This window comes from Aureispira sp. CCB-E (assembly GCF_031326345.1).
Taxonomy (GTDB): Bacteria; Bacteroidota; Bacteroidia; order Chitinophagales; family Saprospiraceae; genus Aureispira.
The window spans coordinates 1,530,809-1,557,230 of the sequence record NZ_CP133671.1 but is presented as its reverse complement, the minus strand read 5'-3'; the positions used below and the strand labels follow the sequence as shown (position 1 = coordinate 1,557,230).

The 26,422-nt window shown below is 34.6% G+C and carries 18 protein-coding genes and 2 tRNA genes; 8 read left to right on the top strand and 12 right to left on the bottom strand.

Annotated features, from left to right (window positions below):
* Positions 1 to 245: 245 nt before the first annotated feature.
* From dnaG to QP953_RS05870, 4 genes are all read right to left on the bottom strand, one after another.
* Positions 246 to 3,434, bottom strand: a complete 3,189-nt coding sequence (gene dnaG / locus QP953_RS05885) for a DNA primase (protein WP_309554283.1) — start codon at positions 3,432 to 3,434, stop codon at positions 246 to 248.
* Positions 3,435 to 3,457: 23 nt separating this feature from the next.
* Positions 3,458 to 4,657 (bottom strand): hypothetical protein, encoded by a 1,200-nt coding sequence (locus QP953_RS05880; RefSeq protein ID WP_309554282.1) that lies wholly within the window; start codon positions 4,655 to 4,657, stop codon positions 3,458 to 3,460.
* 75 nt (positions 4,658 to 4,732) lie between these two features.
* Positions 4,733 to 4,996 carry a helix-turn-helix transcriptional regulator gene (locus QP953_RS05875; RefSeq protein WP_309554280.1) on the bottom strand — a complete coding sequence of 88 codons (264 nt, stop codon included), beginning with the start codon at positions 4,994 to 4,996 and terminating at the stop codon, positions 4,733 to 4,735.
* Positions 4,997 to 5,081: 85 nt separating this feature from the next.
* Positions 5,082 to 5,219: a hypothetical protein gene (locus QP953_RS05870; protein WP_309554279.1), complete on the bottom strand. Its 138-nt coding sequence runs from the start codon at positions 5,217 to 5,219 to the stop codon at positions 5,082 to 5,084.
* A 200-nt stretch (positions 5,220 to 5,419) separates the two neighbouring features.
* Here QP953_RS05870 and QP953_RS05865 point away from each other — a divergent pair, with 200 nt between their 5' ends.
* The 7 genes from QP953_RS05865 (at position 5,420) to QP953_RS05835 (ending at position 9,654) form a co-directional block, all read left to right on the top strand.
* Positions 5,420 to 5,956, top strand: coding sequence for a helix-turn-helix domain-containing protein (locus QP953_RS05865; RefSeq protein ID WP_309554278.1), 537 nt, complete (start codon positions 5,420 to 5,422; stop codon positions 5,954 to 5,956).
* A gap of 69 nt (positions 5,957 to 6,025) precedes the next feature.
* The gene (locus QP953_RS05860) at positions 6,026 to 6,295 is read left to right on the top strand and encodes a hypothetical protein (RefSeq protein WP_309554277.1); all 270 of its coding nucleotides are present in this window, start codon (positions 6,026 to 6,028) and stop codon (positions 6,293 to 6,295) included.
* 666 nt (positions 6,296 to 6,961) lie between these two features.
* Positions 6,962 to 7,033 (top strand) — tRNA-Met (locus QP953_RS05855).
* Between the two features lie 447 nt (positions 7,034 to 7,480).
* A tRNA-Arg gene (locus QP953_RS05850) sits at positions 7,481 to 7,553 on the top strand.
* Positions 7,554 to 7,755: 202 nt separating this feature from the next.
* A complete protein-coding gene (locus tag QP953_RS05845; RefSeq protein WP_309554276.1) occupies positions 7,756 to 8,079 on the top strand; it encodes a tyrosine-type recombinase/integrase in 324 nt (107 codons plus the stop codon).
* Between the two features lie 106 nt (positions 8,080 to 8,185).
* Positions 8,186 to 9,163, top strand: coding sequence for a hypothetical protein (locus QP953_RS05840; RefSeq protein WP_309554275.1), 978 nt, complete (start codon positions 8,186 to 8,188; stop codon positions 9,161 to 9,163).
* Positions 9,160 to 9,654, top strand: coding sequence for a hypothetical protein (locus QP953_RS05835; RefSeq protein ID WP_309554274.1), 495 nt, complete (start codon positions 9,160 to 9,162; stop codon positions 9,652 to 9,654). Before QP953_RS05840 ends, QP953_RS05835 begins: the two co-directional genes overlap by 4 nt.
* Before the next feature lie 445 nt (positions 9,655 to 10,099).
* Here QP953_RS05835 and QP953_RS05830 read toward each other — a convergent pair whose 3' ends face one another.
* The 8 genes from QP953_RS05830 to QP953_RS05795 all read right to left on the bottom strand — a co-directional run bounded on the left by QP953_RS05830 (position 10,100) and on the right by QP953_RS05795 (position 24,770).
* Positions 10,100 to 10,795, bottom strand: coding sequence for a SprT family zinc-dependent metalloprotease (locus QP953_RS05830; protein WP_309554273.1), 696 nt, complete (start codon positions 10,793 to 10,795; stop codon positions 10,100 to 10,102).
* Positions 10,795 to 13,926, bottom strand: coding sequence for an HsdR family type I site-specific deoxyribonuclease (locus QP953_RS05825; protein ID WP_309554272.1), 3,132 nt, complete (start codon positions 13,924 to 13,926; stop codon positions 10,795 to 10,797). Before QP953_RS05825 ends, QP953_RS05830 begins: the two co-directional genes overlap by 1 nt.
* A gap of 135 nt (positions 13,927 to 14,061) precedes the next feature.
* A complete protein-coding gene (locus tag QP953_RS05820) occupies positions 14,062 to 15,381 on the bottom strand; it encodes a restriction endonuclease subunit S (protein ID WP_309554271.1) in 1,320 nt (439 codons plus the stop codon).
* The gene (locus tag QP953_RS05815; RefSeq protein ID WP_309554270.1) at positions 15,371 to 16,744 is read right to left on the bottom strand and encodes a Fic family protein; all 1,374 of its coding nucleotides are present in this window, start codon (positions 16,742 to 16,744) and stop codon (positions 15,371 to 15,373) included. The genes QP953_RS05820 and QP953_RS05815 overlap by 11 nt, the downstream gene beginning before the upstream one ends.
* Before the next feature lie 91 nt (positions 16,745 to 16,835).
* Entirely contained in the window at positions 16,836 to 18,215 is a 1,380-nt protein-coding gene (locus tag QP953_RS05810) for a Fic family protein (protein ID WP_309554269.1), read from the bottom strand.
* On the bottom strand, positions 18,215 to 19,762 hold the full coding sequence (locus QP953_RS05805) for a type I restriction-modification system subunit M (RefSeq protein WP_309554268.1): 1,548 nt from the start codon (positions 19,760 to 19,762) through the stop codon (positions 18,215 to 18,217). Before QP953_RS05805 ends, QP953_RS05810 begins: the two co-directional genes overlap by 1 nt.
* Before the next feature lie 296 nt (positions 19,763 to 20,058).
* A complete protein-coding gene (locus QP953_RS05800; protein ID WP_309554267.1) occupies positions 20,059 to 23,253 on the bottom strand; it encodes an SBBP repeat-containing protein in 3,195 nt (1,064 codons plus the stop codon).
* Between the two features lie 317 nt (positions 23,254 to 23,570).
* The gene (locus QP953_RS05795; protein ID WP_309554266.1) at positions 23,571 to 24,770 is read right to left on the bottom strand and encodes a TlpA disulfide reductase family protein; all 1,200 of its coding nucleotides are present in this window, start codon (positions 24,768 to 24,770) and stop codon (positions 23,571 to 23,573) included.
* Between the two features lie 372 nt (positions 24,771 to 25,142).
* Between QP953_RS05795 and QP953_RS05790 the strand changes: the two genes are divergently transcribed.
* Positions 25,143 to 26,183, top strand: coding sequence for a two-component regulator propeller domain-containing protein (locus tag QP953_RS05790; protein WP_309554265.1), 1,041 nt, complete (start codon positions 25,143 to 25,145; stop codon positions 26,181 to 26,183).
* The last annotated feature ends 239 nt before the right edge of the window (positions 26,184 to 26,422 follow it).

The following is a 26,422-nucleotide window of genomic DNA, read 5'->3' as shown; positions in this document are numbered from 1 at the left end:
CAAAGACACTATAGAGAGAAGCAAGGAAGCAAGAGAGGGCTTAAGGATAGGGCGGATCAGGTGGAGGTATAGGTTGTGTCTTTGTGTCCTGTTTTTGACATGCATCATGTCGTATCGCTACACAAATGTATTTTGCTATTATGAGAATTTAAAATATTTTGCTCTTCTCCCCTTTTTTACTAGGCGTAAATTTTAACAAGCCTACAAAATCCATTTTTCATAGGCTTGTTGCTCTACTTTTTCTTTTACTTCTTGGACGATTTAAGGACTTTATTATAATAATCCATCTCTTTTTTAGCATTCTCTTCTTGAGCTTTTTTAATTTTTTGAGTCATCAAATCTTCATGTTCTTGCTGTTCTGCCCAAATATCATTTTCTGCCGTGTAATCATAAGAAGCAGATCCTTCTTCTTTGATATGAACATTTAGAGCATCATAATCAAAGACAAAAGCAGAAGTGTTTTTCTTGCCCATTCTCGTACTTTTGAGGTACTCCATAAAGCCTGGGTGTGTCTTGAGATAATGCGATAAAGAAGATTTTGTTAAACCATCTTTGCCCAATTGGCGCTTGTGATATTCACGATACAATGGAAATGCTTTGGCAAACGATAGATACAAGATATTTTTAGGTTTATCATAGCTTACATTTTTCCAGCTCAATTTTTCAACAATCTTATAATCCACGCCCTCTTCCAAGAGTCCAGTACTTACCAGGTATTCGATCAAATCCCAAAACATAGCCGTTTCTGTTTCGCTGTGTATTTGGTCGTTTTGGTGCAAGATATTATCAATACAATTTTGATACACTTCATCTGTACTAAAAGGAAAAGTAACTTTTTCCTTCAGCAAATCAAAAACCGTTAAAATAGCAGCGTTATTTTCAACTAATCGAGTGTGTACTCCTTTTTGAGCGACTGCCTTTTTGATGGCTGAAAAAGTACGGTTGTATTGCTCCTCATAATGGGCTTGGATATATGGTCTAAAAGCGCTTAATTTTGCCGTGATGTTGATTAATTCCCCATTCTTGCGCATGGCTTTTAATTCTTCTGCAGCATTCGTTTCTTCTTGACTGTATTCTGTTTGTGAAAATGCCAAATTAATTACACGAGTAAACAAAGCATTGTCAAATGTTGGCAGCTCCTGCCCTACAAATACACAAGCGGAATAAATCTCACTAACCAAACTTTTTGTTCCTGTCTTTTGTCCTTTTTCTCGTCCAATCCCATCGTAAATAGATTTTAAACCCTGGATAAATCTAAAGTCTATCGAATTAAAATACTCCTCACAAAATACCAAGGCATTCCGAGCCAATACCAAGCGATTATAAAACCCAACCAACGTACCACTATTGAGATTAAAACCATCTTTAGCAATTCCAAACATATACGAAAGGTTCTTTCCCATAAATGATTTTCCTGTTCCTGGTTGACCAAACAAATTGAGTAAAGGAAAATTGACATACTCATGGATCACATCTCTAAACAGAGTCGCAATATAAAAACAGATGGCTATTTGTCCTTTGCTGCCATGCACCTTACAAAACAAAGTAGACCATTGTTTGAAGGTAATTTTTGAGTCCTGGTAAGCAAAGTTTTTTTCATCTTTAAAGGACATATCCGAATCCTTGTAAATATCGCTAAAAGCAGGCAAAAAATAACGCTTGTCTTTATAACATAAAGTACCGTATTTATTCACAGGAACAAACCCTTTTTCTATGGTATAAATGCCATTTCCAAAAGTATAAAAACCGTCCTTGTGATAGCCCAACACATCGACTTCATAACAGGTTTTCATTTCATCATAAATCTTGGCTTTTATTCGGTTGTACTGCGCCAAATTACCCGTAAAAAAATAGTTCCCTTCTGCTTCAACTGCTACTCTAAATTTATCCAAACCAACCAAAACAACCGCCTCTACATCTAACAAAACTTTTTGGTCGTATTTATTCAACAACTCAAACAAGCGCTTTGGATTTTCTTTTGATTTGAGATGAAACAAAGGCTTGACTACAAAATTAGAAATACAAGAATATCCTCCTTTCCCATCGCTAGACCAATATTGTTTTTCATCTTCATAAATCCCATATTTAAACAAGCTTTTACGCTGTGCAGGTGTCAATGTATCTTGTTTTAAGGTCAATGCTAATTCCCCTAATTTTTCATTAAGTTGCCCTCCTAAAATACTTTGTTTAATGCCTAGCAACTTGGAAACATCTCGAACATAACAATCTTGAGATAAACTATTTTTTACTTTTGCAATCAACTCAATAGACAACTCACTAATACGCTGAATTGCAAAATTATCTCTTTCTGAGTGCTGCAGCTCATGCTCCAAATACCAATTAATCGCATCTGTTTTATTTTTCTTGCAATACTCCTCAAATGCCTCTGCTCCTATCTCTCGAATGTAACTATCAGGATCTTGATTTTCGGGCAAAGGAATAATATCAACATGAAGTCCTATATCTATTAGTTTGGGTAGATTTCGGCTAACGGCTTCTATTCCTGCCTGGTCTCCATCATACAACAAAACAACACGCTCCGCATAACGATTGATCAATTTTGCTTGTGCAACACTCAACGATGTGCCTCCAGCGGCTACCGCTCCAAAGAACTTCGCATCGTACAAACTCAAAACATCCCAATACCCCTCTACCAAATAAACTACTTTGGATGCTTTGATTTCTTGGAGTTGTTGACTCAAGCCATACAAGAGCTGCTCCTTTTGGTATAGATCCGTTTCACAGCTGTTCAAGTATTTAGGTTTTTGATCCTCTTCTATCGCTCGACCTGCAAAACCAACCACTGCCCTACTAGGGTTATGAATAGGAAATAAAACACGATTTCTAAACACATCAAAAAAGCCCTTTTTCCCTTTCTTGATAATGCCCAATTCTTTCAAGGTTGTATTGTCTAATTTCAAATCCTCGGTAAAATGCCAATTCTCCGAACTTTGACAAATGCCAAAAGCTTGAACCGTTGCCCCTTTTAAACTCCTTTCTCCAAAATAGATTTCTTCAACCAGCTCCTCTTCTCCATGATGATGCTTAAAATAAGCCTCGGCAACCAAACGATTATAAAGCAAATATTGCTCTTTTTTGATTTGTCGAGCTTTCAGCTCCTCCAGCTGCTCTTCGCTCAATTGCTCCGCATACTCTACCGCTACCCGATGCAATTTTGCAGCATATTCTACCGCTGCCACAAAGTCCAATTGTTTGTATTCCATTACAAAACTAATTGGGGTGTACGTCTTGCCACAGCTCCCAAAACAAGTGGCTATATTTTTTGATTTTGAGATAGAAAAAGAAGGCGTTTTTTCTTTATGAAATGGGCAGCACATAGAAGGCTTCATTCCCTCATTCCAATCCGTTAAATCAGCAACTACTGTTTCTATCTCAAATTTTGATTTCAATTGTTCTAAATTCGTAATATACATAATGTGTTTTTATAGGGGGTTAGTTATGCTTTTTTAGTCGTAGGCCCTGTATATTTTCTGTTCGTCCGCTTTTCCCAAGCTTTGATTTTACAGGCTTCTGTACAGTAGGTGTGATTCCATGAATTATGAATAAAACCCGTTTCACAAACAGGACATTTACGAGTATATTCTAATTCTTTTGCTATCGTATGGCTGTCGTTTTCTTCTGCCGTTTCGGTCTGCTCATAATCAATAAATCCAATCTTTTTTTGGCTCAAGATGGGAGCCGCTTCTCCTCCTGTCGCTGCTGGAGTAATGGGCGTAACGGCTGTAGTAACGGCTGGCGTGCTAGAAGGAGTGCCTTCCTCCTCTTCTGCCGTTTCTATGGCGGCATTTTCTGCCATTCCAAGGCGCTCTTTTCGACAATTATCATAATACCACCAACTAAACGACAAGCACAATAACAGCAACAATTCAAAGATAAGCACCGCATATTCTAACTGTTGTTCTAATGCCTGGCATTCTTTAGTTGCTTGCGCAATTAACACCGCTGTTGCTGCAGCTGCAGCGACTGCCAACGAATCATTTTCTTGTGCCAACGACTGCAGCTCTTGCCGCTGCTCTGTTTGCAAACTTTTAATCGTTTCGTTGTGCTTATTAATCGCTCGTTGGTCTTCACTTCTTAGCTTGCCACGGTACAAACGAGTAGCTCGAATCGTGTCTCGTTCTTGTACAATCGCTGCAATTTGCGCTTGATAATTGGTTTGGATGGGAGCCGCACTTTTTAAACTTGGTTCAATCGCTTGAGGTTGGTTCACCATCAGAGCCGCAACAAAAGAAGCCCCTCCATAAGAGATACCTATACTAATACCCACAAATACCATTGAAACAGCAAAAGAAAACGGTTCAAATTCTCGGTATTGAAAAGCAGATTTAAACACATCATCCAATGCAATCCGCTTAATAACTTCTATCACCAAAATAACAACCAGTAACAAAGGGATCCTTAGCAGCATCGGAACATTGCCAAAGTAATGATACAACATAAAACCTGCTGTAATTAAACTAGCCATTTGCACGGCAAAAGCTAGAAACATCAAAGACAAATTGACCATCCAAAAACGTTTGGAAAAGGTGGTGTGTTGAAACTTTTTAGCTAAGGTTGCCTCCATACTTTCGGAGGCAATCAAAGAACTTATTCCCTTACGAGCGAGGGAATATGGATTTTTTGCAAATTTTTTCATAATTTTGAAGTCTGTTTTGTCTGTCTGCATAGACAGCTAAGTTTTAGCTCCTAAGGTGCAACTTAGGAGCTTTTTTTATTTCAATCCTTTATACTCTTCTACGGTTATTCTTGAAGCGCCAAAATCATACAGATCAATTAATTCTACGGGATCAACGTTTAAGGCTTTGGCAAACTTCAAAGTCATTTCATAAGTAGCACTATGTGGCGCATTGCGCATATGTGTTAGCATTTTTTTTGTGATTCCTATTTTTTTGTGCAGCTCTCGGTATTCGTTTACTGCCAATTGATCTAAGAGCTGGCAAAAAAGTTGCTGTGGTGTTAGCGATCCTTTTTTCATAGTTATATTTGTTTGGTTTTAGACAAAGCTTCGCCAAGCCACTTATCAAAACAAAGTAGCTTGTTGAAGTCTTACTATTAAATAATTATGGATTTTTAGTTGAACGTAAGGACTCGAACCTTATACCAATATCAAGCCCTTGATAAAATATGGTAGCTGTTCCTGGTAGCCGTTCAGCCGTTTGTAATTCTTCCCACGGAATCACATACGATAAATAAGACATTAAGATATTTGAGCCTAAAGCAAAAAGTTAGTACCTTGCTTGGTCAAATATTTAGAACTTTTTCTATCAACAATAATTGGCTCATTCCACTAAGTAGTTATTGTTGATAATACAAATTAAAGACTTTTTTAGCTTAAAAACAACATTTTCTCTAAAAAAGAGAAAATTAGATTATTTATTTTATCCTAATTCTTCTGTAAATGTCTATATCTGAAAGACTTAAACTATACCTTTTTTATTCAAAAAAAAATGTAACTCAATTAGCTGATGAGCTAGGAGTTACACAATCAGCTTTCAATCGGATTGTAAAAGGAGATGGTTTACCAAGCTCAAAAGTATTAACCCCCTTAGCAGAGATGGGAATTAATATTAATTGGCTATTAATAGGAGCTGGTGAAATGATGCAGGAAGGATACCAACCTAATAAAGACGGTAATACAATAATTAATAACAGCAAATTAACCAACAGTAACAATACCAATACTGGAGATAATACAGTTATTCAAAGTGAGAACGACTCAAAGCTGAAGGAGCTAAAAGCAGAGATAAAAAGCTTAAAGGTAGAAATCAAATCTTTAAAAAAAGAGATCCAAATAGAACAAACCGCCAACCAATTATTACGAGAGTCTAAATTAATCTTAGAAGAGTCTAAGTCAGTACTAGAGGGCAATATAGCCACTTTAGAGAATCAAATAAAAGACAAGGAAATGATTATTTCATTGTTACAGGGCAAGTAATATATAAAGGAAATATATCTTTATTTTTCGGGGAACTAAACAAAAAAATATTCGTGTTTTTTTAGATACATGAAAGCACAACCTGAAAAATATAATATCATTATTTTAACCCTGACTCTAAATATGAATATCGTTATTGGAGATGGTAATACCTTTATCAATAATTCAGAGTTAAGCAACTCTAATAATACGCTCCAACCAGAACACACCAAGAAGCAAGAAGAAGAACTTTTTAAAATCATCGAAAAGCAAAACCAGGAGATCATTCAATTGAGACAATCTTTAACTAATAAAGAAAGTATCATTGAACTGCTGTTTTTGAGGCTTAAAAAAGGCTAGTAAAAATTATTTTGTGACTTTTTTTAAAAATAACTTTTGTGCTCTTTTTATAATTATAGTGCTTATATATATTTTGAAGTCGCAAAATTCCAACAAAGCCCATTTATCAACATAAATAACTGCAAATCAGCAAAATAAAACTCCTACACTGTTGAAATAAGTTGGATAAATCGGCTTTTTGTTGGAAAAACAAGGCTTTTTTCCTACAACTTGTAGGAATATAGATTTTCCTCCATTTTTACTTTTTTTTTCGAGAAGTTGAACTTATCCAACAGATAAGGCGTTATTTCCAACAGACTCCAACAGCTTTTTAGTACTTTTTTTAGTTATTATTTTACTATTACTTACTAATTATTAACTACTTATACTAAATAGACCCTTTATTAGTTATATAGCTTGTTGGATGTTGGAAAAAAAAAAGCAAATTTTTGGCAAAAAAATAAAACCATGAGAACTAAATTCACAAAATCCCAGTTTACTCTTCATAAGTGACAACATACAGTCAACCATTTTTTGCAAAATTATAATATGTTCTTGCAGCTGAGACAAAAAGTGAGACAGATAATGTCTCTTTATATGTATAATAAAATGGTTTAAAATGGAATAGAAAATAAAAATTCCAATCCCGCCTTTTCCACAAGGTTAATAAAATATATCGTTACTCAACGCACGGTGGTGTAAAGGCAAACATCAAGGTCTCATAAGCCTTGGCTATGGGTTCGAGTCCCGTCTGTGCGTCTAATAATTATTTCTTAATTCTATAGAAGATAAGTATGAGCTCCTAATTGGTTCTTCTACTTATATCAAATCACGTACACACTTGAAAGAAGTATGGTGCTAACCCCTCTAAAAAATTTCAAGCGGAATACAGATACTTCTATACAAAACTAGTTGCTATGTTTTGGGTCATTATTTTTACCATCTTGGCTGTTGATTATTCACTTGGAGAATATTCTTCTTAATAAAACAATTGTTTGCAATTCTAAATTACTCTTTTGCAAAAAATAGTCAACAGACCAAGATTCTAACTTCCTAGGCTTGAGTTAAGTTATGAAAGAATCATTAAAAAAGGAGGAATGTATCTAAAATTTGAAGTGAGTCAGTACAACGCTTTGTTAAAAGGACTAATAATGAGGTATTCCCTGTTGACTCATTTTCAAATTTACAAACACTCTATACTCAAACAGCTCTATCGTCTAACGGATTAGGACAGCAGAATACGAATCTGCAAATTGGGGTTCGATTCCCTATGGAGCTACTAATTAGGATGGTGTTTTATGACGTTTCTTGCGGCTATGACTTTGTTGTAGCCGCTTTTTGTTGGTTTTAAATTATCTTGTTTGACCTTCTATAGCATTCTTTATACTCACATTTTTATACTATTTTTGCACCCAAACTAATACTGGAATTCCTACAAAAAAGTGGGCAAAAAGTTAAGCTGCTTTTTTGTTAAAAAGTAATTGCTCCTAACTTTAAGAGAATATTATATTAATTACAAACCTTCTTTTTGGTTATTTGAAGGAGTTAATGCTGGTAGATATAGTAAAAGTAGTGTCCAAGCTATTTTTAAAAGAGCTTTAGTTAAAGCGAAAATTGGAAAAAATGGAACGATACATACATTGAGACATAGTTTTGCCACCCATTTATTGGAAAGAGGCGTCAATTTAAGATATATTCAAACCTTACTAGGACATAATTCCATTAAAACTACGGAAATATATACTCATATCTCTAAACAAAATTTAAAAAAAATTGCTAGCCCTTTAGATTTTTTAATAATTTAGGATATCTCTATATTAGAAATAAACACAATAGACTATTGCGTTTAGCAAGTAGTTGTCCACAATTAGTTACCAATTCTTAGCTTAGTTAAACCTAAAAACAAACCCTATGAAAAAAAGTATCTTCTTTCTGCTATTTATCTCAATTATTTTCACCTCAGAAGCCCAACCATGTAAGGATCTTTTAAATGAAAAAATGGACCCAAATGACATCCTCTCCTTACAAGAAAATCTTATAAAGTTGCTTGATTGTAAAGAGTATAATATAGATGAATATGATTTACAAAAAGGGATACTTGGCATGCTCCTAATTCAACTATCTATGGAAAAAGAGGAACCATTAACATTTAGAGATTTAACCAAGAAATATGATGAGCTAAAAAGCACTGAAGAGTATCAAAAACAAAGAGAAATATATTTCAAATCTATAGAATTAGCTTCTAAAAAAGTCGAAATTAAAAACTGGCATAAAGACAAAAAATTGTTACTTGAATTGGGTGTGGAAGAAGCAGAATGTAACAAAATAGAAGGTTTCATTAAAGAATCTTTTGAAAAAACAGGAGAGGAGTTAATCATCACTTATGAAGAATTATTTGAAGCTTATAGAAAAAAATATCCCCCTCCAACATTAAAGGACATTCATCCATTAGATGATACAGGTTATCTTATAGAAAATGATTTTGAAGAAAATTTAATCAGAGCTAAAAAGGAAAATAAACTTGTATTAGTTTATTTTAATGGTTTTGGTGCCATCAACTGTCGTAAAATGGAAGAAAACGTTTTCATTTCCCCTTCCATAATAAATTACTTAAAAGAAAATTTTATCCTTTCCGTTCATTATGTAGATGATCGGACAAAACTTTCAGCTGAGGAAAGAACTAAATTCTCAAAACTTTATGGAAAAGAGATAACAACTATCGGTAAACGAAATAGTGAATTTCAATTTATTGAGTTTAATAGAATGTCTCAACCTCATTTTATTATCATTACTCCTGAAAAAGAAAAATTAGATCAGAGAGGCTACACTCCTGACATTCAAATATTTCTTGAATTTCTAGAAAATAGTGTAGAAAAATCAAAAAAATGAAACTAAAATATTTAGCTCTTATTATTATTATATCGTCCGTAATATACTGTACTCTAGGAAGCAGTGCTTTGTCAAAAGAAGAAATGATTGCTATAATAAAAGAAAATACAACCCTAACTATTTCTGACAATTTCAAAATATTAAGAGATACCATTGCCCATACAGAAAACGCGTTTGACTCAGACTATTGGTTTGAGTTTATAATAAAGTTTGACGAAAATGAAAGTCATAAAACCATCCAAACTATTAAAACCTTAAGAAATTATTGGAAATCCGAAGACTTTTATCTCAGACTAGATTCCTCTGAATTTAAAACAGCGAAACAACTATTTCAAGAAATTGGCACAAAAGGACTTTGGCATAAATCTAAAGAAGGCTTCATATTCACAAATCAAATTATTGAAACTGTGGAAGACTTTGAACCAAGCCAAATATGGGTTGGCTTTGACACTATAAAAAAAGAACTAACCTACTCATTACGTCATTTATAAAAACTGTGGACAACAAAGTATATATTACCATGCCACTTTAAAAGTACATTCTTTAACCACTAACGCATGAACTGGAGACGCAAAATCGCAGATTTTGCTCGTACTAGAGAATAAATTACGCCCAAAATCTGCGATTTTGCTTTCTTTGGTTTAAATTAGTAGCGTCGCATGGCGCAGTGTCACGGAATATATACGACCGTTGGCTATCATTACACATTGCAGAGCTATAAAAATCAAAAAAGTGTGTTTTTAGTATGTATGAAGTGAAGTAGTCACGACTTAATCTGACAATTTTAGTAAATTAGATTAGCATATTTAAGGTAGTGATGTAGATTGTATGATAAGTTAGAAAAAAGTTAGTAAACAAAAAGGTAATTTTTAGTAGTGAATCTTTTGGTCCAGACCAGGAGGATTGCTGGATATGGGAAATTGGCACTTAATAAGATTACCTAACTCCTTCTAGTACTAGCTTCCTCTCCTTCCAATCAACCATATATTTCTCCTTCAACCTATAAAATGCGGGAGAATGGTTCGGCACTTTCAAATGACAAAGCTCGTGCATGATAACATAATCAATACAATAAACTGGCGCTTTGATTAGATTTAGATTGAGTGTGATTCCATGTTTCGTACAACTTCCCCAACGCTTGTGTAATACTCTAATTGTAAGTTTTGGGAAGGCAATACCTTCAACCTTTATTTTATTATAATTTACTTTCAGTCGCTCTTCAAACCTTCGTTTTGCTTGAAGCTTATACCAATTATGAAGCTGTTGCTTAATTTTTGAAGTTTTTTCTTTATCAGGAGTAATAACCTCAATAAATTTTCCCTTAAGCTTCACAGAAGAAGCAGAACCCTCGATTATCTTCAAACGATAACGCCTTCCAATATAAAAGTGCGTTTCTCCATTGACGTACTCTTTCTCAGCTTCGTATGGATGAAGAGACATGAAGAATCGTTTTTGTTCTAAGATCCAATAACCACGTTTTAATACCTTCTGTTTAATCCTTTCTAAGTTTGCTTCTTGAGGTGCAACAACTTCTACCGTTGCATCAGGGAGCACACTTATTTCCAATGTCTTTCTATCAGAGAAGGCAACCTTAAATTCAATATCTTCTGTTCCGTATGCTACTTTGTGCATTAATAGTTGGCTTTCGCAATTTTTAAGGATAAACGAATAATTTCATCAATTTCATTGAAGGATAATTTTACACCCAAAGCATCTTGTTTGATTAAAAGATAATCCTCGATTGCATCAGCTATTTCATTTGGCTTATTAGGATTGTTTTTCCAATCTACTGTAGCAATTTGCTCTACTGTTTTAGCTATCTCTACACCTCCCTCAGCAATTTTATCCTCTGAGTGGTTGTTATCATCTTCTCTTTCTTCTAGTACTTTCATCACAGCACCATAAAAAGCTCTAGCTTTAGGATTGTCCTGAATAGCCAAAGGCATCTTATTCTCAGCACCAGATTTATATTCATTACGAATATCAATTACTTTTTTCAGGAACTCCGCAGCCTGCAATCGCCCTTCATGAAATGCATTGATGACCTCTTGGATTAATTCAGAAAACTTCATGTTGAAAACAGGATCTTCATCCATTCTCTCTGTGATTGTTTTTTTCAGTTTGTGTGCAATAGTATCTGCTAATGAAGCAGGATTCCCTCCTGATTTTAAAACTTCTTCTTCACGAAGCTCCTCATCAAAAATGTCAATAGCTTCATTCATGACATATACATCTTCAACTCCAACATGCGTATCAAGTAGTTTCTTTACTCTCGCTTCATATTCTCTGAAATCTACTTTTTCATTGTATCGAATTTTGATACTTTCTTTCATCTTTGCAAAGAATTTCAAATCAACTCTCCATTTCTCAATTTGAGCTTCATCATATTCTTTGTAGAATTCATCTGTAGAAAAAGCAGCCTGTAAACTACGAGCAAAGACCGATAAACGTTTGTAAAAAGTATCTCTAATGTTTTGAGGGAACAAGTATCGTTCCATCGCCTCCTTATCCTTTTGGTTCACCCCTTCAAAGACTTGCCAAAGGTTGGTATGATGTTGAGGAATTTTGCGAACCTCCTCCAATACATTGGTTAAAGTCCCTTCTAAATCTTTTTCATCAAAACCTTCAAAACTTGAATATTGATTCAAGGCTTTATCAAGTTTACCTAATATACCGACATAGTCAATAATATAACCGTGCTCTTTCCCCTCAAAAAGACGATTTACTCTAGCAATTGCTTGAAGTAAGGTATGATCTGAAAGAGGCTTGGCTAGATACAAAATAGTGTTTCTCGGAGCATCAAAACCTGTCAATAATTTACTTACAACAATCAATAATTCAACTTCAATTCCTTCATCTTTGAACTTGTCTATCGAATCCTTTTCATAGGCTTCCTGATTGCCATATTTTTCCATCAAGCCTTTCCAATAACGTTTGCTAGCATCATCAGCTTCTTGCCATACATCCTCATATCCTGCTCTTGAATCAGGAGGAGTAAAAATAACTCTTGTGTTTATCTTTAGCTTAGGATTAGTCTGAGATTCAAAATACTTCTGATAACGGATTGCAGTTTCGATTTTTGGTACAGCTAATTGAGCCTTAAAAACTCCTCCTTGCCAGTTTTTGCAATAGTGCTCAGAAATATCTTCTGCAATTTCTTCTACGACCTGTTGGGATTCATAAAGCTTAGATACCCTTGCGTTTCTTTTCTTGAATTGAGCAATATCTTCTTCTGTTGCATAGTCTGGGAGCGATTCCATCACCCGATCAAAACCTCTATCTAGTTGTTTCTTATTAATACTCAACTTAGCACTTCTCCCCTCATACAATAGTGGTAAAACCGCTCCATCTTGAACGGCTTGATCTATCGTATATTTGTGAATGAACCCACCAAACTTATTAGCAGTACTCTTTTCCTTCTTCATCAATGGCGTACCAGTAAACCCTAAGTAACAAGCATTGGGTAACATCTGTTTCATTCGAGCATGATTCCTTCCATATTGGCTTCTATGGCTTTCATCAATGAGTACAAAAATATTAGCGGAATCATTCTTGTAGTTAGCCTTCTTTAGTGCTGAGTCAAACTTATCAGTAATCGTTGTAATCACTTCTATTGAATCATTTTCAATAGCCTGTCCCAAATCATCTCCAGAAGCCGCTTTCTTTAAGCTCAAAATACCACATTGCTCAAAGGTTTTATGTATTTGCTTATCCAAACTAATACGGTCTGTTACTACAACAATTCTTGATTTACGAATGGATTCATCTAACTTAATAGATTTAGACAACATGACCATTGTCAATGACTTCCCACTTCCTTGGGTATGCCAAATAACGCCTCCATTTCGCTTGCCATTCGTCTCTTGTGCTCTAATTCTTTGCATGGTCGCCTTGATCGCAAAATACTGTTGATAACGAGCTATTTTCTTAATCTTCCCATCAAAGACAACGAACTTGCGAATTAAGTCCATCATTCGTTCTATTTGACAGATAGCGTACAAACTTCTATCTTGCTCAGTCGGCAATCGGTCTTCTGCTCCAATACCATTTAGGCTTTGATTGATAATTTTTTGGACAGGAGCCTCCAAGCCTTCTTCTTTCCAGACCGACCAAAACTTCCTTGGTGTACCGGTTGTGGCATACTTCACATGGTTAGGCTCTACAGAAAGCAAAATTTGAGCATAATAAAACAACTTAGGAATGCCGATGTCCTCTTTTTGGTTTCTTAAATGCTGAGAGATAGCCTCATCTATGGAATGGTTTTTATCTCTTCTCTTATTTTCAATTATAACAAAAGGAATCCCATTGACAAATAAAACAAGATCAGGTCTTCTATTTTCTTTCAACCCATTTACTGTCATCTCCTCTGTCATATGAAAGACATTGTTATGAACATTCTTCCAATCAATAAACTGAAGGGTAAAACTCTTCTTTTGTCCATTAACCAACTCTTCATAACTCTTCCCCAAAGCCAACAACTCAAATATCTTCTGATTGGTCGTATTCAAACCTTCATTGGGTATATTCTTTAGCTCATTAATGGCATTCTGAATGTTTACTTTCGAAAAAGGATACTCCTTTCCTCTAAACTCAAAAGCGTTCATTTTTTCTAATTGCTTGGCTAGTATATCTTCTAATAACACATTTGATTTTAAATCACCACGTTGTTTATCCACTTGCTCAGGAGATAGGTATTGGTAATTTAGTTTTCGCAACAACTTCAGGGCAGGAAGTTGGGAGTCTATGAATTCTGAGTATGACATTGGAATTTATTTTTATTAGTTCTTTCGTTTTCTAAAAGAAAACAGAAACACTACACAAGCAGCTAAAATCAAAAAATTAGGTTATTACACAACCATTGCACACTCCATTTAGTATTTTTCTTCATCATCCTAATTTTATACGCTTACTCTAGTGGCTCCAGTCAATAATTGCTGCATTAAGCCTTTTTTTTGTTGTTGGAGTTGTATTAATTGTTCTTCTAGTTTTATAATTTCATTATTAGCTTTGGTCAAAACACTTGCAATTTTCTTTTGCTCTTCAATCGTTGGCAATGGAATTTTTATGCTTTTGACAATACTTGAGTTTAAACTTTGTTGTTTTGTTCCCTGAGCAAATCGAAAAGCTATTTTTGCGCCATAATGACAGTAGAAGTGAAATAAAAACATTGTGTCAATTGCTTCATTTACAGGGAATGCCATACAGGATTGATTTGTAGTTGCTTCTTTACCTAAAATAGCACACCTACCTCTAGTTCCTGATGCTTCTAATCCTGTTATAGCAATGAAAAAAGTGCCTTTGGGATAGATTTTTAGGTTCGTTTTCTCTTGAGCTACCCTTGTGATTTTTTCAACTGTATCAGTAACAACATTATAATTGAGTTCTCCACTTGTTACCCACAGAATATCTCCTTGAAAATACTCTAGATATTTTCGGCTTGGAGTCATTCCCGTACTTAGTCTATCATACAAATCACCCAATTTTACCATTTCCCAATCTAATGAGAAATCATCGAGTTTACTTTTCTGAAATTTATGATTTTGGACAAACCCATCAAATCTTGTCTTACCAGTCAACAACTGCTGCATCAAGCCCTTCTTCAGGAGCTTCTTCTGCTCGATAAGCTGCGTTTTCTTTTCGATGGCTTTGTCCCATGTGGATAGGATTTGGGCTATCTTTTTTTGTTCTGGTAATGGGGGGAGAGGAATTCTAAATTTAAATAAATCTTTTAATGTAATACTTACTTGATTTGCATTCCCTCTAACAATTGTTTCTATATATCGTAAATAACGTTTAGTTTTAAATTGATTAAATAAAAATATTTGATTTATTTGTTTTTCTATTCCTCGTATAATCACTGCATTTTGATTCAAAAGGGAATCTGAATATTTTTCTTCTACTTTTATCACTTTGCCAACCATAGAATCGTATAATGGAGGTCTTGAGCCAACTGTAGTAAAAACCAAATCATTAGTATATAATTTCCACTTTTCAAAAGTTAAAGCTTTCCCTTCAGAGATATAAATAGGATTACTATCTTTAATAGAATTTGCATTCGTATCAGAAATTCTAATTACTCTAATACCATTTTCACAATAGTCCTTAGATTTAAAAGCATATCCTTTTGTATAAGTACTAAGGTTGCCCAAATTGTCTTCTCCCCAATTTTCAGGAATCCACCCCAACTTAGTTTTCTGATATCCTTGTCTAGTTTCCATTGTTATTCTCATTTTTAGCACGTTGAACAATATGTTGGATACGAGCCGTCACCTTTTTCCCAACTTGAGCAATTAAAGCATTGCCTTCCTCTTGAGAGACTGCTTCAGAATAACGTTTTATGATATTAGAGTCCTTCTGTCTTCCATCTATGAACACTTCATAATTATAATTTGAAAAATGCACCTTAATGGCTTCATTAATTGAAAAATTCTCATAGTCAGGCAATTTAAACCCCTTTAAGCGAATGCCTACTCGCACCTCCTGTATATCCAAGGTAGTAGGATTCACCTTTTTCATCAACTCCTCCTCAAAAGCTTCTTTGTTATCATAATCCGTTTGATCTACCCCATAAAAAGTTTCATGTTCTAAGAAAAAATGGTCAAAGTTGTCGTTCATTTTTTCAGCAAAGCGATGAAATAAAGGCTCAATAGAGCCCAACACACAATCTCGAATCAATTCTGCTGACATCTTTAATACAGGACTTTTGACGGCTTCTAATTCTTGTTTTAATAGAGCAACTTCCTTCTCCCAATCGTCTTGACGTTCCAAAGATTCACCCCGATAAGCTTTTAGGCGCAATTCCATGGCATTAAATGTTTCCTTGGCAATCAAATTGAGCAAAGGTACTTGATTCTTTAGCTTCGTATCCTGTGCAATGACCAAAGCATCTAAATACGTTGGTTTGTCCTCTCTAGGGATAATGGCAGGCGCCAATTCCGCTCGCATCAAAATTAGATTCATCAAAATACGTCCAATACGCCCATTCCCATCGTCAAAAGGATGAATGGTGACAAAACGGACATGAAAGGTGGTTGCAATTTGAACAGGGTGCAATTCTTTTTTTTCTTCTTCTATTCTTAACCACTCCACCAACTCCTGCATTTTAGGCTCAACGTCCTCTACACTTGTATAAGAATACTTCTTTGTTCCCCTTTCAACAAAATTGGGTTTGTTTTTATACTGCCCAGGTCGACCGTTCACTTGTATGAGATTTCCATTTGGATCCTGTGCATCTATATTGTAATTTTCTCCCATCATAGCAGCATGCAATTCTCTAATCAAGGTTGCATTGATCGCTCTATCCTCTCGAACAATATCTAATAAATAAAAGAGCACATCATTGTGCAATTTCATTTCTTCGTAGTGTCTTCCTAACTTATTTCCTGCATGATAACCGTGTACCAACAAAGTTGCTGTTTCGCTTATGGTTAAAGTATTCCCTTCCATTGCATTAGAATGATAATTCCAATCCAAACGGATTCTATACCACAGTTTGCTTTTTTGCTCTACTGATAATGGTGGCAATTGAGCAATTTCTTTTTGAATGGCGTTTATTTTTTCTATGTATTTTTTCCAATCCATTAGTCGATCAAGTTTAATTTGGGGTAGTCTTCTTCTTTTATTATCATCACAAATTGCTATTCAATTATTCTCCTCTTTGTTTTTTATCAGGTTATAACAACTCTGTATTAAGTACTTTTAATATTTTATGGGCTGTTTGATCTATTATTGATAAATGCTCTTCAGTAATAGATTCTTGATAAGTCAATCTTATAGATGAAGATTCATCTAAATTAAATTTCAACTCATAGTTTTCTTTATAAAAATGAATAGACCAAATATAATTAATCGTATTGTATCGTTTGGGATTTCCATATTGAAAGTACAGTAAATGCCACTCCACCACTACATCTATATTTCCATTACTGTTATAAACCTGTTCCTTGATTTCTTTTGAGGAAAAATCGATAACCTCTTGCTTGATTTCTTGGACAGCGACGATTTCCCTTCCATTTAAACTCACATTAAAACCATAGGTTTTGTATAGTTTGCATAGAGGGCTAAATTTACTTGCAATACGTTCTAGAACAGGAGGAATATTTAAATCAGCCGCTTCTATCACTAGTTCGATATGAGATAATAATTTTCGCTCCTCTTTTTCTTTCTTTTTAAGCAGCTTGCTTTTAAAGATATCAATTTCTTTAGCCCAATCTTCAGGCTCCTCCACAGCATTCCCCTTAGCACCCTCTATCGCCAACTCCATCGACTGAATCAAATTCCGTCCAACATACTCCACCAAAGGACGCATATCTTCTGCTGTACTATCATTTAATGCCAAATAATAGCTATCCCTACTTTTGAGTGGTACAATTGCAGGCATAAAGCCGTTTTGCATCAAAATCAAATTCATCAAGATACGCCCCATACGCCCATTTCCATCCCCAAAAGGATGAATAGCAATAAAGCGCTTGTGAAAGATACAAGCCACTACCAATGGGTGCAAAGTATATTTTTTCTTTTTATGACGGTTCAGTTCTTCTTGGTATAAATGATTATTCGTCCAATTGATCAGTTCAGACATCAAATCAGGTACTTGATCAGGTGCTGCAAAATCAATCCGTTCTCCAGTAGGGCTCAACAAATAATTAGGATGCTTCTTCCATTCACCAGGATTAATTTCCACATTCTTTTCGGTCAAGGATTCACTTTCTGCCAAGATCATTTTATGAAAATCCTTCATCAAGGTTTCAGTCAATTTCAAATCTTTGTGCACAATCGCTTCCAACTTCTTGAGTGCCTTGTCATGCCCTTGCATCTCAATGTGATCTCGCAAAGGTTTTCCCTTGGCAGTAATTCCATAATGAAGCAATTTTTGAGTTTCCTGTTTGGTCAAGGTGTTCCCCTCCATACTGTTGGAATTGAAGTTCCAGTCCAAACGCAACTTTTGCATAATTCGATTCATTCGATCCGCAGGAATAGGACGATAAGTATTTAATTCATCCCTCAAGGCATCCAAACGACCTATGATTTGCTCAATAGTTTCCAATTCCATTAATCTATCAAGTTTAACTCCTTCAAATAAGCATCCATTTCTTTTCGAACATCGGTCAATTCAGCTTCCAAATTTTTAATCTCCTTCTGGGTGGCAGCAATATCAACAGGAGCTTCTTCTTCGAAGGTATCTACATAACGAGGAATATTAAGATTAAAGTCGTTCTCCTCAATTTCGTCGTAAGTCGCTCGATAAGCAAACTTATCTACTAATACCACGCCTTCTCCTTCATTAATCGCCTTCCCTTCTTTGAATTGATTGTAAATAGCCACTACTTTTTGGACATGTTCTGTTCCCAATTCATTTTGGTTCTTACCTGCAATATATTCCTTACTTGCATCTACAAAGAGCACATCTGTATTCGTTTTTCCTTTATTGAATATCAAAATAGCTGCTGGAATACCTGTCCCAAAGAAAAGATTCTGAGGTAAACCAACAACCGCTTCTAAGTAATTGTTCTCAATCAATTGCTTACGAATTTTGCCTTCACTACTTCCTCTAAATAGTACACCATGCGGTACAATTACACCAACTTTACCTGTTCCATGATGCGCAGAGGCAATCATATGAGATATAAAAGCATAATCTCCCTTAGATTTAGGAGGCACGCCCATCGCAAAGCGGTTGAATATATCATTGGCAGCACTGTCAGCTCCCCACTTATCTAAACTAAAAGGAGGATTGGCAACGACAACATCAAAAGTTTTGAGCTTGTCTCCTTCGATGTGTTTAGGGTTTCGAATCGTATCTCCCCAAGCAGTATGTGCATCGTCCATATTGTGTAAGAACATATTCATTTTACACAATGCCCAAGTGTTGCGGTTACTCTCTTGAGCATAAAGCGCAAAATCTCTACTCTTTTTGCCCTCACTATCTTTGACTTCATCGGCCACCGTAATCAGTAAAGATCCAGAACCACAAGTTGGATCACAAATACGACTCCCTGCTTTGGGTTGCATTAACTTGGCCAACAATACAGATATATTGTGTGGGGTAAAGAATTCACCTCCCTTCTTACCAGAGCCAGAAGCGAAACGCTCAATCAAGAACATATAGGAGTCTCCAATAATATCAATACTACCAATTACAGAAGGACGGAAATCCAACTTAGAATCGTTAAAGTCGTTGATTAGATTTTTGAGGCGTTCGTTTTTACTCTTTTCATCACCAATCTTATTTGAGTTAAAATCGGCATTAAAAACACCTTCTAATTTTTGCTTGTTCTCATCCTCTATCTTGGCAACCATCTTATTAATACGCTCCCCCAAATCAGGTTGATCCATATTATTTACCAAATCATAAAAGCTACATCCTTCAGGAAGCTGATAAGGCTGGCGACTCATTTTACGCTTGATTAGTTCTTCGTTATCTCCATATTGTTCCTTCATTTGGTCATAAGTATCTCTCCACTTATCACTCAAATACTTTAAGAACATAAATTCCAAGATGTAATTCTTATAATCATCAGGATCTACAACCCCTCTAAAGGTATCACAGGCTTTCCATAAGGCGTTGTTAATTTCTGATTGTGTTGGTCTTTGGCTCATTGTGTATTTATATTATCTTTCTTTCTAATTTCGTTCTCTAATTCTCTTGATCTTTCCTTTTACCTCAAAATAGCAAGTTACGATATTTCATTACAGAACATTCTAAAATATTAAAAAGGTTTCATTCAAAATAATAAAATATGCTTATTTATTTATTTCCTAGATAAGGATTCATATTCTACACACTCTTCATAAAAACAAAAAGCTTCATAAGAACCAATTAGCAAGTACGAATAATACACGAACTAAGTTCTTATGAAGCTATCAATGTTATTGCTGATTACGTTCCCTTCAAGTTATTGCTTAATAATTTTTTGTGTTGCCATTTTAGAACCATTACTCACTGTAACAAAATAAACTCCAGACGGGAGGGCACTTAAATCTAAATCTGTAATTGGATCTACTGACTTTTTGGACAAAAGAACTCTTCCTAAATGGTCTATCACCAAGAAATCAAGCGATTCATTATCCTTTTTATCAATGTAAACTATTCCGTTTGTGGGATTAGGGTAAAAACGTATTTTCAAGTTCTCTTCTAGTTCAACTTGCTGAATAGTAGTAAAAAGAGAAATACTTTCATTTATTGTATGTATGCTCGTATTTGTAATAATCGGAGCATTAAAATCAAAATAAATTGCAGCTGTGTTTTCTAGTACTGTTCCATTAGCTAAAGAAGGCATTTGCTCTACTTCAAATTTGACAAAACCGTTAGAAGCTGGCTCATTAACATTACTATCAGGCAACATAATATTATTAAATGTCCATTCTAATACTCTAGGACCATACATTTTAAAACTATAGTTATGACTTGATGCTCCTGATTTTAGAGAAAAAATATCAAAATCTGTTGATAAGGTATCTCTTATAACTACTGTAAAAGCAGTGTCTGTTCCTGTATTTTGAAAACGAATAAGGTATTCTATTTTTTGATTTGGTAATATATCATGTGTTGGACCTACCCCAAGAGGAAAGCCTGTCTTATCATTAGGATCATAACTTCCTGTAACCAAACCACAATAGATGTCTACAACAGGATCTGCATCATCTAGAGGAAGAATATTAACTAAATTGGGAGTCCAATTGGCGCTATTGCCACATAACTCAATTGTTCCCGATGGCTGAGAATTTCCAGGATGTAATGGATGTTGATCAACCTCCATACGCCAAGTTTTACCATCCCCTAAATACACAAACATTGAAGTATCTCCACTAGCTAAAAAAACAGAATCTCTCAATATATATTGCCCATCAACAAATAATCTCACCTGAGAATAACAAGTCATATCAAAATCACTAATATTAGTAATGACAAAACTTATAGTATCATTATTACAAGTTGGGCGAATAACTAAATGGGAACCATCATAAGAAGTTAAGCAGGGGGTGATACTTGGTGGAGAAGGCCTAAAAGCAGTATCTAAGCTACACGTATCTACAGGATACAACTTTGCAGTCATACATAAAGTCTTGCTCAAAATAGCGTTTGCACTCAAAAGACAATTTAATGTAATATCTACGCACCTACCAGGTTGAAGAGTATCTAAATTTATTTTATATTTATTATCTCCTAAATCTGTGTACGCAAGAGAACCTGATTGTATTGTTAATAAACTATCTAGTTGAACAATAACGTAAGCACTATCAATACCTCCTGTCGCTGTAGACTCGTTACATACATGAATATAAATTAATTGATTAGAAAAACCTGGTCGTAAAAAGGGAGCATAAATAGAAACATTAGGAGTCGAACATGGAGCTGTTGATATAAATCCCAAAGAGGGATGCACTATTATGCTATCAGGGTTAGTTATTGTAAAATTTTGTATTAAAGGACACGTTGACAACCAATTTGTAGATGTGTCAATTGATATCGTATAGTTTCCAATAGGAAGGGAATCTACTGACCATATTCCATTATTATTTGTAGTAACTACTATATTTCCAGGATTAATAATAAGTGCTCTATTGGGTAAACCAATTTCGTTAATGTCTTGGATACAATCTTGGTTATAATCATGATATAATCTTCCTACTATTCCTTTTTGTATAAGTTTCTGTAGGTACATATTCCAGTTTCCAGTTAGAGTGCTCCTCTCTTCGTTAGGATCAAAATCTACTGCTCCATTAAACCCACCTATCAGATAAATATTATTAGAATTATCTAATGCAACAGAAGTCTCCATAAAAAAACGATTTGCTCCTATACTTTTCGCCCACAAAAAATTTCCTGCACTATTTAGCTTTTGTATAAACCTATCATAATTTCCTGTAGCTATTAAATTAGTAATCCCTACCCCTGGGTCAAAATCTGCAGTATCCTGAAATTGTCCCGTTATATAAATATTATTTAAATCATCTAATGCAATAGAAGTTCCTACATCATTCTTAGGTCCGCCCATATTTTTTGCCCATAAAAAATTACCATTACTATCTAATTTCTGAACAAAAACATCCCAATCACCTGTAGATATTAAATTATAAATACCAACACCAGGATCAAAATCTACGGTCTCCCTAAATAATCCCGAAGTATAAACACCCCCTATATTATCTACAGCTATAGAATATCCATAATCTGTCGTATTTCCCCCCATACTCCTTGCCCATAAAAAGTTACCTGCATTATCTAATTTTTGTATAAAAATATCTGTGCTTCCTACAGAACTTAAATTATAAACACCTCCATTGGGATCAAAATCTACGGTTCCCTGAAAATGTCCCGTTATGTAAACATTTCCTAAATCATCCAAAGTAATAGATTTACCTTCGTTTGTGCCAAGAAAACTCCCCATACTTTTTACCCATAAAAAATTACCATTACTATCTAATTTTTGAACAAAAGCAGGGTTACTTCCTGTTAAATTATAAACACCTCCATTGGGATCAAAATCTACGGTCCCATGAAAATGTCCCGTTATGTAAACATTTCCCAAATCATCTAATACCATAGAAATTGCTTCATCTGTATCTGCTCCTCCCATACTTTTTGCCCATAAAAAATTACCATTACTATCTAATTTCTGAACAAAAATATCCCAATTACCTGTAGATATTAAATTATGAACACCTCCATTCGGATCAAAGTCTACGGTATCTGAAAAATAACCTACTGTATAGACATTTCCCCAGTTATCCACAGCTATTGCGAGTCCTACCCCTCCATTAAAACTATTTGTCCCCCCCATGCTCTTCGCCCAAAGTAAATTCCTCTCTGCATCTAATTTTTGAACAAAAATACCATAACCATTTGGAGCTATCAGATTAGTAACCCCGTCTTTAGGATCAAAATCTACTGTTCCATCAAACTTTCCTGTAGTGTAGATATTCCCTACATCATCAATTGCCACTGAACACCCTTGGTCAACTCCCGCTGATCCTGTTTGATGCACCCATTTAAGAGCTACTTGCCCATTCATAGTCCCACCTCCTACTAACAAGAGGAAACATGTTTTTATCCAGTTTTTTATTTTTTTAATCATCTGCTTTTTCATATTAAGGTTTCAGTTTTCAATTATCAGTTTAATATCAAGTTCAATGGAATAAGATCTTTTACCACTATAAGGATTTCAAAAATAAGGATATACTATCTAAAATTATAGTGAATTAGAGGAAATTAATGGAGAAGAAACTCATGGTCGAAGAAGTATTTATGAACCCAAAGTAACTAGTAAAAGTTATCTTTATTTTTCCATTCATAAAAAAGCTTCATAAGAACCAATTAGCAAGTACGAATAATGCACGAACTAAGTTCTGTGTTTCATAACGCTTCTCGCAGCTACAACCTTGTTCTAGCCGCTTTATTTGTATCTTATTTATCAATATTATTCACACTTAAATAAGCATCAATCCAAGCCTCAAAGTCAGCATCCGTTTCTCTTTTTCCGTAGCCTCTTTGTACTTTTACAACCTTCTTATTTTCATCTAGAAAGATATAGGTAGGATACGCAAATACACCATACAAACTAGGAATAGATGCGCTATAAAGGTTGGGATGCTCAATAGACTTCTTTTTTAGAAACGGAAGTATTTCTTCAGCTTTTGATTGATAGGGATTTATTCCTATAATTGTTAAACCTTTATCCGCATATTTTTGATGCAATTGATTGAGTAAGGGCATTGACTGGATGCAAGGAAAACAGCCTTTGTACCAAAAATCTAACAAAATAAGTTTGCCTTCTATTTGGCTCAAATCTAAATTTTCTCCTGCATACGTTTGAGCTTGCCAATTAGGAGAGGTCGTTCCGAGTTTAATTTGAGTAGAATCTCGATTAGCCTCATGCTCTTGATCCGCTTCTATTCCATCTACATAAGTATAACCTCGTTCTCCGTAGATTTCGTGCATATTGGATAATGGAGGAATGTTCGTAGTCAAAAAATGAATTTCTTGATCTTTATATTCGTAAACACCATAATCTGCAAGTTCAAGATAAGTGGTCATTCTAAAAGGTAAACCATGCTTATTAAAGTAGATTTTCGTCAAATCATTCTCTACTCTAACCTCGCTAACACTTGGAGATGCTTGGTCGAAAAAACAAAGTACATCGGCATCAAGTAAAGTATCAACCTCTAACCATATCGAATCGGATTCCGATATTTTGCTTTTCATATAGTCTCTAAAAACTAGTGGATTAAAAACAGAGCGATCTGCCATTAGCCTATTTAAGGAAGTATTGAACCAACCTTCTACTATTTTTCTATCATGGTCAACATGATAATACTGATTCGTTTGTCCTAAATATAATTGAGAAAGATTCAAATGATGCTTATAGGTATGTACCTTGTAAAAGGTCGTATCTTTTAAATTTTGGTGTTCAAAAAAGCACCTTCCATGAAATTCTGAAGTATCTACATCAAAGAGAAACTTCATCTTTGTAGTAATATGATATGTTCCTGTTGTTATTGTTTTTATTTGTGCGTTTCTGGCTTCTAAGAATTCTATTGCCTTGCTTTGTCCTTGAATTATTAGAGTGTAACAACTTATTGTAATAATCAACAAAAATCTTAACATAGAGTGTCTATTTTAAAATTGGGAATATAGTGTTATTACTACATACACTAAGAAAAACCAACTAAATCTTTTGCCCTATTTTTGTACCTCAAAATTAAAGAAACACACGAAAAACTAACAATCAAGCACTAAAAATACACCGATTAAGTTCCTTAGAGCTACTAATTAGGATGGTGTTTTATGACGTTTCTTGCAGCTATGACTTTGTTGTAGCCGATTTTTGTTGGATTATAGTAACACAAATTTACGATTTTTACGTTAATTTTGTGTCTCGTTTTTTTTGAACCATCGTATATTTATAGAGGTATGGTTTTGCACACAAGTTGCCGTTAACTATAACAAAGACACATTCTAACTATCAAACAAATAAAAATGAGATTATACATACTTTTATTTCTAATCACTCAAATTGCGCTGACATCATGCAACGGGCAAACTTCAAATAAGAAAAAAATCACTGACAAGTTTATCAATGGGGAATCAGTATCTAAACTTGGTAACAATATAATGGTCATTTATCAAGACAGTAAGAATGTTTATTGGTTTGGAAGTTGGGAAACAGGAGTTTATAAATATGATGGAAAAGAATTGACCAATTACACAACAAAGCACGGTTTGCCAAACAATAGAATTGATGAAATAAAAGAAGATGAATTTGGTAACATATACTTCACTAGTTGCCACCCAACTTCTACGGTAGTTAAATTTGATGGAAATAATTTTACGACATTATCACCAATACCTAGTAACGACTGGCAACTTCAACCCACAGATATATGGTTTAAACACGCTTATCGAAATGAGAAGGTATATCGATATGACGGAAGTGCCTTATACGAACTGGAATTGCCCAAACCACCTAATCTACCCAATCCTTTTGAAATCTACAGTATTTATAAAGACAGGAAAGGAAATATTTGGTTTGGTACCAATCCTGTCGGTGTATGCCGATACAATGGAAAATCGTTTGAATGGATTACAGAAGAAGACATAACAGAATTTCGCAATGAAGGTGCAAACGGAGTACGGTCCATTGCAGAAGACAAAAATGGTGACTTTTGGTTTAACACTGAATATCGATATGGTATTTATGATAGTACAACATTAAAAAGCAATCAATTTTACACAAGGTATCAAAGTATAGGTGGTTTAGATGGGAAGAAAGACAGCAATTTAGACGAGTATCTATCAACCGTAAAAGATAACAACAATAATTTGTGGTTTGTGACCTATCTTGATGGTGTATGGAAATATGATGGAACAAAAGTTACACATTATGCCATTCAAGACAAATCGAAACAGATTGCTTTATTCAAAATATACAAAGACAACAAAGGTGATCTTTGGCTTGGCTCTCACCAAAACGGAGTATATAAATTCAATGGAATAACATTTGAAAAATTCACAAAATAACCAATAAAAAAACTATAGTTAATAGACATGATCACGAATGAAATGGTATGCCTACAAAAACATCTTTTCTGATTGACTTCGTCAAATGCTCTACTTCATAGCGTACAGCTATGAGTTTACACTTTTCTTTGTCCTTCAAAAAAACATTGATTTTTCAACTATATAACTCTATTCATGATCATGTCTAATAATGTTTATAATGTCCGTTAAAATGAAGTTAAAAATAAACTTTTTTTCAG

Coding starts and splice junctions, on each gene's coding strand:
- dnaG (WP_309554283.1), bottom strand. CDS start 3,434: ATGTATATTACGAATTTAGAACAATTGAAATCAAAATTTGAGATAGAA.
- QP953_RS05880 (WP_309554282.1), bottom strand. CDS start 4,657: ATGAAAAAATTTGCAAAAAATCCATATTCCCTCGCTCGTAAGGGAATA.
- QP953_RS05875 (WP_309554280.1), bottom strand. CDS start 4,996: ATGAAAAAAGGATCGCTAACACCACAGCAACTTTTTTGCCAGCTCTTA.
- QP953_RS05870 (WP_309554279.1), bottom strand. CDS start 5,219: ATGTCTTATTTATCGTATGTGATTCCGTGGGAAGAATTACAAACGGCT.
- QP953_RS05865 (WP_309554278.1), top strand. CDS start 5,420: ATGTCTATATCTGAAAGACTTAAACTATACCTTTTTTATTCAAAAAAA.
- QP953_RS05860 (WP_309554277.1), top strand. CDS start 6,026: ATGAAAGCACAACCTGAAAAATATAATATCATTATTTTAACCCTGACT.
- QP953_RS05840 (WP_309554275.1), top strand. CDS start 8,186: ATGAAAAAAAGTATCTTCTTTCTGCTATTTATCTCAATTATTTTCACC.
- QP953_RS05835 (WP_309554274.1), top strand. CDS start 9,160: ATGAAACTAAAATATTTAGCTCTTATTATTATTATATCGTCCGTAATA.
- QP953_RS05830 (WP_309554273.1), bottom strand. CDS start 10,795: ATGCACAAAGTAGCATACGGAACAGAAGATATTGAATTTAAGGTTGCC.
- QP953_RS05825 (WP_309554272.1), bottom strand. CDS start 13,926: ATGTCATACTCAGAATTCATAGACTCCCAACTTCCTGCCCTGAAGTTG.
- QP953_RS05820 (WP_309554271.1), bottom strand. CDS start 15,381: ATGGAAACTAGACAAGGATATCAGAAAACTAAGTTGGGGTGGATTCCT.
- QP953_RS05815 (WP_309554270.1), bottom strand. CDS start 16,744: ATGGATTGGAAAAAATACATAGAAAAAATAAACGCCATTCAAAAAGAA.
- QP953_RS05810 (WP_309554269.1), bottom strand. CDS start 18,215: ATGGAATTGGAAACTATTGAGCAAATCATAGGTCGTTTGGATGCCTTG.
- QP953_RS05805 (WP_309554268.1), bottom strand. CDS start 19,762: ATGAGCCAAAGACCAACACAATCAGAAATTAACAACGCCTTATGGAAA.
- QP953_RS05800 (WP_309554267.1), bottom strand. CDS start 23,253: ATGAAAAAGCAGATGATTAAAAAAATAAAAAACTGGATAAAAACATGT.
- QP953_RS05795 (WP_309554266.1), bottom strand. CDS start 24,770: ATGTTAAGATTTTTGTTGATTATTACAATAAGTTGTTACACTCTAATA.
- QP953_RS05790 (WP_309554265.1), top strand. CDS start 25,143: ATGAGATTATACATACTTTTATTTCTAATCACTCAAATTGCGCTGACA.